This is a genomic window from Kitasatospora sp. NPDC050543, assembly GCF_044457565.1.
Taxonomy (GTDB): domain Bacteria; phylum Actinomycetota; class Actinomycetes; order Streptomycetales; family Streptomycetaceae; genus Kitasatospora.
Genome location: NZ_JBITGZ010000021.1, coordinates 121,269 through 130,926 on the forward strand (window position 1 = coordinate 121,269; position 9,658 = coordinate 130,926).

9 protein-coding genes are annotated in these 9,658 nt (G+C 74.1%); 7 read left to right on the top strand and 2 right to left on the bottom strand.

Features of this window, described 5'->3' with window-relative positions:
- The first annotated feature begins 90 nt into the window (after nt 1-90).
- Complete coding sequence (locus ACIBH3_RS24430; RefSeq protein WP_396314190.1) at nt 91-480, top strand: DUF3224 domain-containing protein; 390 nt, start codon at nt 91-93, stop codon at nt 478-480.
- 296 nt (nt 481-776) lie between these two features.
- Here the strand turns inward: ACIBH3_RS24430 and ACIBH3_RS24435 are convergent, their stop codons facing one another.
- Nucleotides 777-1,187 carry an organic hydroperoxide resistance protein gene (locus ACIBH3_RS24435; RefSeq protein ID WP_396314191.1) on the bottom strand — a complete coding sequence of 137 codons (411 nt, stop codon included), beginning with the start codon at nt 1,185-1,187 and terminating at the stop codon, nt 777-779.
- 116 nt (nt 1,188-1,303) lie between these two features.
- On the opposite strand from ACIBH3_RS24435, the gene ACIBH3_RS24440 reads away from it, so the two are divergent.
- On the top strand, nt 1,304-1,771 hold the full coding sequence (locus ACIBH3_RS24440; protein ID WP_396314192.1) for a MarR family winged helix-turn-helix transcriptional regulator: 468 nt from the start codon (nt 1,304-1,306) through the stop codon (nt 1,769-1,771).
- A 131-nt stretch (nt 1,772-1,902) separates the two neighbouring features.
- Entirely contained in the window at nt 1,903-2,616 is a 714-nt protein-coding gene (locus ACIBH3_RS24445; RefSeq protein WP_396314193.1) for a DUF5995 family protein, read from the top strand.
- 51 nt (nt 2,617-2,667) lie between these two features.
- Here ACIBH3_RS24445 and ACIBH3_RS24450 read toward each other — a convergent pair whose 3' ends face one another.
- Entirely contained in the window at nt 2,668-4,131 is a 1,464-nt protein-coding gene (locus ACIBH3_RS24450) for a GuaB1 family IMP dehydrogenase-related protein (protein WP_396314194.1), read from the bottom strand.
- Nucleotides 4,132-4,546: 415 nt separating this feature from the next.
- Here ACIBH3_RS24450 and ACIBH3_RS24455 point away from each other — a divergent pair, with 415 nt between their 5' ends.
- The 4 genes from ACIBH3_RS24455 to ACIBH3_RS24470 all read left to right on the top strand — a co-directional run bounded on the left by ACIBH3_RS24455 (nt 4,547) and on the right by ACIBH3_RS24470 (nt 9,464).
- Entirely contained in the window at nt 4,547-6,034 is a 1,488-nt protein-coding gene (locus ACIBH3_RS24455) for a hypothetical protein (protein WP_396314195.1), read from the top strand.
- Nucleotides 6,031-7,311 carry an ARPP-2 domain-containing protein gene (locus ACIBH3_RS24460; protein ID WP_396314196.1) on the top strand — a complete coding sequence of 427 codons (1,281 nt, stop codon included), beginning with the start codon at nt 6,031-6,033 and terminating at the stop codon, nt 7,309-7,311. Before ACIBH3_RS24455 ends, ACIBH3_RS24460 begins: the two co-directional genes overlap by 4 nt.
- A gap of 97 nt (nt 7,312-7,408) precedes the next feature.
- Entirely contained in the window at nt 7,409-8,941 is a 1,533-nt protein-coding gene (locus ACIBH3_RS24465; protein WP_396314197.1) for an SDR family NAD(P)-dependent oxidoreductase, read from the top strand.
- A 64-nt stretch (nt 8,942-9,005) separates the two neighbouring features.
- Nucleotides 9,006-9,464, top strand: coding sequence for an NUDIX hydrolase (locus ACIBH3_RS24470; RefSeq protein ID WP_396314198.1), 459 nt, complete (start codon nt 9,006-9,008; stop codon nt 9,462-9,464).
- Nucleotides 9,465-9,658: the final 194 nt, after the last annotated feature.

The following is a 9,658-nucleotide window of genomic DNA, read 5'->3' on the forward strand; positions in this document are numbered from 1 at the left end:
ATCCGGCCCCGGCGTGGTGCGGCGCGGCGTTTGTCGGTGCGCCGTGCCACGCTGGCCGTCCGGCAGAACCTAGGAATCGAGGGCCGCACGATGAGCACCAGCGCCACCGGGACGTTCGACCTGACGTCATGGCGGCCGGAGGAGGCCGCCGAGGGCTCGCTCCTCGGCCGGGCCCGGATCACCAAGTCCTTCCAGGGTGACCTGACGGGCACCAGCACGGTGGACATGCTGACGGTGGCCGACACCGCCGGCAACCCGGTGGCGTACGTCGCGGTCGAGCTGGTCACCGGCGAACTGGGCGGCCGCAAGGGCTCCTTCGCCCTCCAGCACAGCGCTCCCGGCAGCCACGGTGAGCGCCTCGCGATCCAGGTCGTCCCCGGCACCGGCACCGGTGACCTCACGGGCATCACCGGCACCCTGGAGATCGTCCGCCCCGAGGACGGCAGTCACTCCTACACGCTGGAGTACACCCTCGTCTGATCCCTCGGTACGGCGCGCAGGCGTGGAGCGCGGCCCGTGGGGGGGGGGGGGGGGCGCGGCCCCCCCCCCCCCCCGCAACGGGGGCGGCCGCCCCCGCCCCCCCCCCCCAGGCCCCCGCGGGCCGCGGGCGGGGAGGGGGGCGAGGGGGGGGGGGGGGGGGGGGGGGGGGGGGGGCGCGGCCCCCCCCCCCACCCCCCACGGCTCGACCGGGCCCCCGCCGCAACACCGGAAGCCCCGGGCCGCATCGTGCGGTCCGGGGCTCCTCGGGCATGGCGTCACAGGGTGACCGGGTGTGCCTACTCGACGACGAGCTCGACGGCGATGTTGCCGCGGGTGGCCTTGGAGTAGGGGCACACCTCGTGCGCCTGCTTGACCAGCAGCAGGCCGTTCTCGCCGGCGAGGGCGTCCGGGAGCTCGACGCGCAGCACCACGGAGAGGCCGAAGCCGGTCTCGTCCTTGCCGATGGAGACCTCGGCGGTGACGGAGACGTCACCGGTGTCGACCTTCGCCTGGCGGCCGACCAGGCCGAGCGCGCTGGCGAAGCAGGCGGCGTAGCCGGCGGCGAAGAGCTGCTCGGGGTTGGTGCCCTGGCCGTTGCCCCCGAGCGCCGGCGGCATCGCCAGCGGGAGGTCCACCTGGCCGTCGGAGCTCACGGCGCGACCCTCACGCCCGTTGGCGGTGGCGACAGCGGTGTACAGCGCGTCCATCTAACCGGTCCCTTCTCGCGTCGGCGGCCGTTCCCGGCTCGCCCTCTGTCCATAAGTAGAGCACGCAATTGAATTGCGCACAACTCAACTGCGTACGGCACAGCTATCCTGGAGGCATGACCAAGCTGTCCCAGGTACCCGAGAGCGAGCTGCTCCGGCTCGACAACCAGATCTGCTTCTCCCTGCACGCCGCCTCGCGCGCATTCGGCGGCGTGTACCGGGTGATCCTCAAGGACCTCGGGCTGACCTACCCGCAGTACCTGGTCATGCTGGTGCTCTGGGAGCACGGCGAGCTGCCCGTCAAGCAGATCGGCGCGTACCTGCGACTGGACTCCGGCACCCTCTCCCCGCTGCTCAAGCGGCTGGAGGCGACCGGCTACGTCCGGCGCGCGCGCAGCACCGAGGACGAGCGCTCGGTCACCGTCGAGCTCACCGAGGCCGGTACGGCGCTGCGCGAACGGGCGGTGTGCGTGCCGCAGAAGATCGTGGAGGTCACCGACCTCTCGCTGGACGAGAGCGTGATGCTCCAGTCCCTGCTGGCCCGGGTCACCGGCTCGCTGGACGCCGCCGCCCCGCGCGACTGAGGCCCGCAGCCCGGGGCACGCGACCGAGGCGGAGGAGCGGCGCCGAATAGTATCGCCCGCTCGGAGGCTTCCCGAGCGGCGGCGGGCTTGCCATCGTGGAGCGGGGACGGTCCACCGAAAGGGTGAGCGCGATGACGCAGCTGACGGGACGCGAGCTGACGGTCGATCAGATCGTCGACCGGATGCGGGAGATCGGGCGTGGCCTGGGCGACTCGGACGGCGTCGGCGTCTTCAACCGGATGTACCTGACCGTCACCGAGCTGGTCCGCGACCGCCTGGCGGGAGCGTACTTCGACGACCCGGGCACGGTCGCCGAGCTCGACGCGCTGTTCGCCGGGCGCTACCTGACCGCCGTCGACGCGGCCGCCGGCGGCCGGCGCCCGCCCGCGTGCTGGCGCCCCCTGTTCGAGCTGCGCGCCCACCCGGGCATCCACCCGCTCCAGTTCGCGTTGTCCGGGATGAACGCCCACATCGAGCACGACCTGCCGTTCGCCGTCGTCGACACCTGCCGTCTGCTCGACCGGGAGCCGCACGACCTGGCGGCCGACTACCGGCGGATCAACGAGCTGCTGGCCCAGGTGGAGGGCGAGGTCAGGGAGAGCCTGCTGCCGGGGCCGGACGCACTGGACCTGGCCGGGCCGCTGGCCCACGTCCTGGGCGTCTGGTCGATCGACCGGGCCCGCGAGGCGGCCTGGGCGAGCGTCCTCGCCCTCTGGGAGCTGCGCCGGGTGCCGCTCGCGTACGGGGCCCTGGGTGTGGCGCTGGACGGCTCGGTCGGCATGGTCGGCCGGGCGCTGCTCACGCCGCTCGACGGACATGCCGAGGCCGGCCCGGCCGCGTACTGATCAGCGCGCGGCCGGGCCGGCCTTCGGGTCCGGCTCGGGGCCGGGCCGGACTCAGGCCCAGCTGGAGTGCAGCGGCTTGCCCTCGGCGTAGCCGGCCGCGCTCTGGATGCCCACGACGGCCTTCTCGTGGAACTCCTCCAGGCTGTTGGCGCCCGCGTAGGTGCAGGAGCTGCGCACACCCGCGACGATCGAGTCGATCAGGTCCTCGACGCCCGGGCGGGCCGGGTCGATGAACATCCGCGAGGTGGAGATGCCCTCCTCGAACAGCGCCTTGCGGGCGCGGTCGTAGGCGGACTCCTCGGAGGTCCGGTTGCGCACCGCGCGGGCGGACGCCATACCGAAGCTCTCCTTGTACTGGCGGCCGTCCGCGGCGGTCTGCAGGTCGCCGGGCGACTCGTAGGTGCCGGCGAACCAGGAGCCGATCATGACGTTGGACGCACCGGCGGCCAGCGCCATCGCGACGTCCCGCGGGTGGCGCACGCCGCCGTCGGCCCAGACGTGCTTGCCCAGGCGGCGGGCCTCGGCGGCGCACTCCAGGACGGCGGAGAACTGCGGGCGGCCGACACCGGTCATCATCCGGGTGGTGCACATGGCGCCCGGGCCGACACCGACCTTGAGGATGTCGGCGCCCGCCTCGACCAGGTCGCGGACACCGGCGGCGGAGACCACGTTGCCGGCCACGATCGGGATCTGCGGGTCCAGGCCGCGCACCGCGCGCAGCGCGCTGATCATCGACTCCTGGTGACCGTGCGCGGTGTCCACCACCAGCACGTCGGCGCCGGCCTCGATCAGCGCCTTGGCCTTGCCGGCCACATCGCCGTTGATCCCCACCGTGGCGGCGATCCGCAGCTTGCCGTTCGCGTCGACGGCCGGGGTGTAGAGGGTGGCGCGCAGGGCGTTCCTGCGGGTCAGGATGCCGACCAGCCGGCCGTCCGGGGCGACCACCGGGGCCAGCTTGCGGTGCGCCTCGTTGAGCTTCTCGAAGGCGGCCCGCGGGTCGATGCCGTCCTCCAGCAGCAGCAGGTCACGGGACATGACCTCGCTCAGGCTGGTGAAGCGGTCCACACCCTGGCAGTCGTGGTCGGTGACGACGCCGACGGGCTTGCCGTCCTCGACCACGACCAGCGCGCCGTGCGCGCGCTTGGGGAGCAGCGAGAGGGCCTCGGCGACGGTGGCGCCGGGCTCCAGGCTGATCGCGGTGTCGTGCACCAGGTGGCGCTGCTTGACCCAGCCGATGACATCGGAGATGACCTCGGTGGGAATGTCCTGCGGGATGGCGACCAGCCCGCCGCGGCGGGCCACGGTCTCGGCCATCCGGCGGCCGGCGATGGCGGTCATGTTGGCGACCACCAGCGGGATGGTGGTGCCGGTGCCGTCGTTGGAGGAGAGGTCGACACCCTGCCGGGAGCCCACGGCGGAGCGGCTGGGGACCATGAAGACGTCGTCGTACGTGAGGTCGTACGGGACCGAATTACGGTCGTCGTAGCTGCCGGTCTGGGGGTTCAAGAAGCGCATGAAGAAGGCTCTCTGGCTGCGGGAGGGTAGACCTCGGGTGCGGTTAGGGCCGGCCGGCCGAGCGCACTCGGGCGCCCCGCACCCAACCGTCGATTCTTGCCGATGAGCAGGGCGAACGCCAGTTCAGGCGCAAGCGTTGAAGCTCCCCACAAGCGGTTCCGACCGCTCCGGATCAAGGCCTGGAGGAACATACAACCCCGGCTCCGGAATCCGCTCGCGGGCCCTCGTCCGCCGCTGCTAGGGTCGGGCTGCCGGCCGCGGGACTCCGGTGCGACTTCCGGAACCTGCCTCTAACGCAATGATTCGCTGCTCGCGCCCCCATTCCCCGGCCGGCCTGCGCGGTTCACCCCGGCCGTTCCCGCACCTGCGACGGTGCGACCGGTCGGGCCGGTTCGACCAGGGGGCGGGGCCCACGATGGAAACCTTCGGCGACCTCGTCGCCGCCGAGGACGTGCTGCTCTTCGTCAACGCGGCGATCACCGCCACCGGCCAGCGGGAGTTCCACGGCGACGCGGCCGAGCAGCGGCTCTCCCTCGACTTCCTGCACGCGTACATGCTCGGCAACTACCGCGACCTCTACGCCGCGGCCCTCGCCCTGGACATCAACGACCACAACGCCGTACTGATCATCCGGCGGCTGCTGGAGACCGGCCGTGAGGCGGACGCCGCGCAGCGCGCCACCGAGGGCCGGCTGATCGCCCGCCGGCTGGCCCTGCTCCCGCCGCAGCGGGTGTACGGCCTGTTCCGCGCGCTGCGCCGGGCCAAGGTCAACAACCGCCGGACGCGCGCCGTCATGCGCGACTGGATCGCCGCCCGCCCGGACCCCGCCTTCGACGCCGTGAAGTACCGCGGCGCGCTCAAGCAGGCCGTGCGGCACGCCCACCTGGCGCCGGCCGGCCCGGCCTCCCCGGACACCGCCCCCGGGCAGCGGCAGCCCGGACGGCAGCTCCCCGGGGCCGCGGGCGAGCTCGGTGCCTTCCTCTTCGCCCCGCGCAGCCGCAAGCGCTTCGAGACGCCGATCCTGGAGAGCTGGCGCCGCGCGCACCACGAGCAGGGCGCGCTGTACGAGCTGCCGTACACCGTCGCCGAGGGCTTCGCCGCCGCACACGGCATCGACCGCGCCGCCTTCCTGGAGCGCATCGCACCCCGGATGACCAGGCTGGAGCAGCTGCGCCTGCAGGAGTCCGGGCAGCGCCACCGGGCCGACGCCGTACAGGCCGACCTCGCCCGGATGCCGCTCACCCGGCTCGCCTCGTACGTGCTGGCGCTGCCGCCGGACGACCGGGTGCGCCGGCGCGCCGAACTGACCGCCGCGCTGCGCACCGCCGCCGAGCGCGCCGCCGGCCCGGCCCGGGGCGGCTGGGGGCGGGTGACGGCCGTCCTCGACGACAGCTTCTCCAGCTACGGCTCCGGCCACAAGCGCCGCCGGCCGCTCGCCGTGGCACTGGCCTGCCACCACCTGCTCGCCGCACTCGGCGCCGAGTACACCGCACTGTGGACCTCCGGGCGCCGCGACGCCCTGCTCGCCCACCCATACGGCCCGACCCCGCTCGGCCGGCGGATCGTCGACGCGCTGGGCACCGGGCCCGACCGGCTGGTGATCGTCTCGGACGGCCGGGACAACGCGCCGCCCGGCCTGGCGGCCGAGGTGCTGCGGGTCTGGCGCACCCGCCTGGACCCGGAGCACCGCACCGGCGTCGTCCACCTCAACCCGGTCTACGACGCGGACGGCTTCGACGTGCGCCGGCTGGCACCGAGCGTGCCCACCGCCGGCATCAGGGACGTCGAGGACCTGCCCTCGCTGGTCGAGCTCGCCCAGTTCGCCGAGGGCCGCACCGGCCTGGCCGAACTGACCGCGCACCTGGCCGCCCGTACCGGCCGCTTCCTGGAGGGCGCCCGATGACCACGCTCGACCTGACCGGCCTGGAGACCCGCCCCTCGCAGGCCTGGGGCGGTGTCCGGCTGGTGCCGCTGGTGCGCGCGCAACCCGTCGCAGGCCTGCGCCTGGACCAGCAGATCTACGGTGACGAGCCGGGCCTGGTGGAGCTCGGGCCGCGCGAGAGCTACCTCTCCTACGTCCCGCACGGCTTCGTCGCCGACTGGGGTGGCGAGGACGGCCCGGCCGCGGCGTACGGCACCCGGCTCGGCCACGGCGCGCCGTCGCCCGGCCCGCGCCCGCCGGCCCCTCGGGTGCCGCCGCAGGCTCCCCCGCCCGCCGCCATGCCGGTGCGGGTGCACCGGGGCATGGCCCGGCGCCAGGGCAGGCACCGGCTGCGATTCCTGCCGCTGCACCTGGCCCTGGAGGGCTACCTGGCGCTGCACTTCGGCGGCCCGGTGATCGTCTGGGAGCAGTGGTCGCAGCGCGCGGTCCGCAGCGGCCTGTCCCCGCGCGGCGAGGAGGCCTACCTCGGCGCCGACGTCCGCGGACTGGCCGAGGCCATGCGGGTGTTCGAGATCCACCCCGGCCAGTGCGGGGTCCTGGTGTACGTCGCCGACGCGCTCGCCGCGGCCTTCGCCGTGCCGCACCCGGACGACTTCCGCGCGCTGTACCCGAGCCTGCTCCAGGACCTCTACGGCGAACTGATCCACCACTACGGGACGCTGGCGGCCGCCGTGCCGGACTTCCGCGCCCGGATCCGGGACGGCGAGGTCCGCTCGCTGGCCGACCTGCGGGCGGCGGTCGGGCGCCAGGAGCAGGACTGGGCCCGCTTCCACGACACGACCATGGCCGGCGCCCTGCTGAACGCGGAGTACCGCCGGCAGCAGGTGTACCGGATGGGCCGCTTCACGCTGTCGCGCTTCCTGCCGCCGTTCCGGCTCAAGGAGGAGAACCACATCGGCGAGGCCATCACGGACGAGCACGGCCGCACCGCGTACCTCAAGACCTTCCGGCTGTCGGAGAACCAGGTCCGCCGGGGCCACCTGATCGACCGGCTGGCCGCGCACGACTGGCACCTGGCCGACGCGGCCGCCGGGCTCGGCGTCACCGAGGCGCAACTGGGCCTGCGGCTGGAGTCGGCCGGCTTCGGGCACCTGCTCCAGCAGCATGTGCTGGACGGCTACCGCAGCCGGGCCGCCGCCGTGAGGCAGAACCGAGCGGGCCGGCGACGGATGGCAGCCGGGGGCGGCGCCGGGGGCGGCGCCGGTCGCGGCCCCGGGCAACGGCCGGGGCCGGGGTGAGCAACCGAACGTCCGGATCATTTGGCGCTGTCTCCGGCACTCCGTAGAGTTCCACGGGTAATCGGGTGGGGAAAGCGAGCAGGAAGCAGTGACGGGCATGACGGCGGGCGCGGACATCCAGGAGACCATCGAGGAGACGGAGGGCTCCCAGGAGCCGGGCTCCCTGGCACCGGAAGGGGTCGAGTACGGCCCGGGCATCGACCCGGAGCGGCTGGCGCTCTGCCTCAGCGTGCTCGCCGAGCTCGACCAGCTCGACGTCGACCACCCCGACGCGATCACCGTCCGGCAGGCCGTCGGTGGCGTCTTCCGCACCCTGAAGCAGCGCCGCCGCCAGGAGACCCGGGCCCGCAAGACCGCCAACGACCGGGCCGTCACCGCCGCCACCGCCACCGGTGCGCCCGGCCGGATCGACGACGAGACGGCCGGCGCGTTCGGCCTGACGACCGCCACCACCACCGAGATCGCCGGCATCCTGGAGCGCCCGCGCTCCTGCTACACCTGCAAGCAGCGCTACGTCGAGGTGGACGCGTTCTACCACCAGCTCTGCCAGCCCTGCGCCAAGCTCAACCACAGCCGCCGCGACGCGCGGGCCGACCTCAGCGGGCGGCGGGCACTGCTCACCGGCGGCCGGGCCAAGATCGGCATGTACATCGCGCTGCGGCTGCTGCGCGACGGCGCGCACACCACCATCACCACCCGCTTCCCCAACGACGCGATCCGCCGCTTCAAGGCGATGCCGGACAGCGCGCAGTGGCTGCACCGCCTGAAGATCGTCGGGATCGACCTGCGCGACCCCGCCCAGGTGATGGCCCTCGCCTCCGAGGTCGCGGCCGACGGCCCGCTGGACATCCTGATCAACAATGCCGCGCAGACCGTGCGCCGCCCGCCGGAGTCCTACCGCGAGCTGGTCGCGGCCGAGGGCGCGCCGCTGCCCGCCGGTGAGCTCCCGCAGTCCACCACCATCGGCCGCTTCGGCAGCGGCAGCGTCGACCTGCCCGCGCTGCCCGCCCAGGCGAGCGGCGGCAGCGAGCGGCTCAGCGCCGCGGACGTCACCTCCCTGGCACTGGTCACCGGCTCCGCCACGCCCGCCCGGATCGAGGCCGGCACCGCGATCGACGCCGGCGGCCTGGTGCCCGACCTCGCCGACACCAACAGCTGGGTCCAGACGGTCAGCGAGGTGGGCCCGGTCGAGCTGCTGGAGGTCCAGCTCTGCAACTCCACCGCACCGTTCATCCTGATCAGCCAGCTGCGCCCGGCGATGGCCGCCTCCTCGGCCCGCCGCAAGTACGTGGTCAACGTCTCCGCCATGGAGGGCGTCTTCAGCCGCGGCTACAAGGGCGCCGGCCACCCGCACACCAACATGGCCAAGGCGGCGCTGAACATGCTGACCCGCACCAGCGCCAAGGAGATGCTGGAGAGCGACGGCATCCTGATGACGGCCGTCGACACCGGGTGGATCACCGACGAGCGTCCGCACCCGGACAAGATGCGGCTGGCCGCCGAGGGCTTCCACGCCCCGCTCGACCTGGTCGACGGCGCGGCCCGGGTCTACGACCCGATCGTCCGTGGCGAGCTGGGCGAGGACCTGTACGGCTGCTTCCTCAAGGACTACGCCCAGTCCGCGTGGTAACCGCTCGCCGCACCGGCCGGGGCCTGCCCGGCCGGGCCGCCGACAACCGTTCAGGGAGGGTCTGATGGGCACCGCACCGATGCTCGGGGTGGGCGTGATCGTGCCCACCGGGAACGGCGGCGTACTGCTCGGCCGGCGGATCACCGCCGGCGAGCGGCCCACCTGGAGCCTGCCCGGCGGCAAGGTGGACCAGCCCGGCGAGTCCTTCGAGCAGGCCGCCGCCCGGGAGTTGGCCGAGGAGACCGGCATCCTGCTGCCCGCCGAGGGCATGCGGGTGCTGGCCGTCCTGTTGGACCACGAGCTCGGCCGGCCCCGGCTGACCGCCGCCGTGCTCGCCCCGCCGAGCGAGGCGGCCGCCGAGGTCACCGAACCGCACGCCTGCGCGGGGTGGGACCGCTTCCCGGTCGACGCGCTGCCGAGCCCGATGTTCTACCCGTCCGGCCTGGTGCTCGACAGCTGGCTGCGGCCGGCGGCCGGCCGCAGCGCGCGGCCCGACGGCGCCTTCGGCTACCCCGTGCGCTGATCCCGCCCGCACGACCGCACGTCCGGCGCCGGCCCGCCTCGCACCGGCGGCCAACGGGCCGCTGCGGCAACTGAGTTGCGCGGTGTGCACGGTGTCCGGGCCCGGATGTGGCTCGCCCCGTCCGGCGGGTGCCGGACGGGGCGAGCGGTGCGCGCTGTGGTGTTGTGGTGTGCCGTGGTCAGCCGGCGGGCTTC